We start from the raw sequence: 1,204 nt of genomic DNA, 5'->3' as shown, positions 1-1,204 counted from the left end.
GTAAACGTGGGCACCATCGGTCACGTTGACCATGGTAAAACAACTTTAACAGCAGCAATCTCTGCCGTTTTGTCTAAAACTTATGGTGGTGAAGTTAAAAACTTCGCTCAAATCGATAACGCTCCAGAAGAGCGTGAGCGCGGTATTACGATTAATACTTCTCACATCGAATATGACACACCAATTCGTCACTACGCACACGTAGACTGTCCAGGTCACGCGGATTATGTTAAAAACATGATTACCGGTGCTGCACAGATGGACGGCGCAATCTTAGTAGTTGCTGCGACAGACGGCCCAATGCCACAAACACGTGAGCACATCCTGCTTTCACGTCAGGTTGGCGTACCTTTCATCATCGTATTCATGAACAAGTGTGACATGGTAGATGACGAAGAATTACTAGAATTAGTTGAAATGGAAGTGCGTGAGCTGCTTTCAGAATACGACTTCCCAGGTGATGATTTACCAGTAATTCAAGGTTCAGCTCTTAAGGCACTAGAAGGCCAGCCAGAGTGGGAAGCTAAGATCCTTGAGCTTGCAGAAGCTTTAGACACTTATATTCCAGAACCAGCTCGTGACATCGACAAGCCATTCCTACTACCAATCGAAGACGTATTCTCGATTTCAGGTCGTGGTACAGTGGTAACAGGTCGTGTTGAACGTGGTATCGTTCGCGTATCAGACGAAGTTGAAATTGTTGGTGTTCGTCCAACAACTAAAACAACTTGTACTGGTGTAGAAATGTTCCGCAAGTTACTTGACGAAGGTCGTGCTGGCGAAAACTGTGGTGTGTTATTACGTGGTACTAAGCGTGATGACGTAGAACGTGGCCAAGTACTAGCTAAGCCAGGTTCAATTAACCCGCATACTACATTCGAATCAGAAGTGTACGTGTTATCAAAAGAAGAAGGCGGACGTCATACTCCATTCTTCAAAGGTTACCGTCCACAGTTCTTCTTCCGTACAACAGACGTAACAGGCACAATTGAGTTACCAGAAGGCGTAGAAATGGTTATGCCTGGTGATAACATCAAGATGGTAGTTACCCTGATTTACCCAATCGCGATGGACGACGGTTTACGTTTCGCTATCCGTGAAGGTGGCCGTACAGTTGGTGCAGGTGTTGTAGCTAAAATCATCGCGTAATAGCGACTTTAGTGAACACTAAAAAAGGAAGCTTAGGCTTCCTTTTTTATTTTTA

The 1,204-nt window shown here is 44.8% G+C and carries 1 protein-coding gene; it reads left to right on the top strand.

Annotated features, from left to right (window positions below; all coding sequences use genetic code 11):
- The coding region (tuf, locus tag H5123_RS20315; RefSeq protein ID WP_182699093.1) for an elongation factor Tu at positions 1-1,149 on the top strand (1,149 nt) is incomplete at its 5' end.
- Positions 1,150-1,204 lie beyond the last annotated feature (55 nt).

Origin of the sequence: Shewanella sp. SR43-4 (assembly GCF_014163845.1) — a bacterium.
Lineage (GTDB): Bacteria > Pseudomonadota > Gammaproteobacteria > Enterobacterales > Shewanellaceae > Shewanella > Shewanella vesiculosa.
Note: the sequence above shows the minus strand (reverse complement) of the source record. Positions and strands in the feature narration are given on the sequence as shown.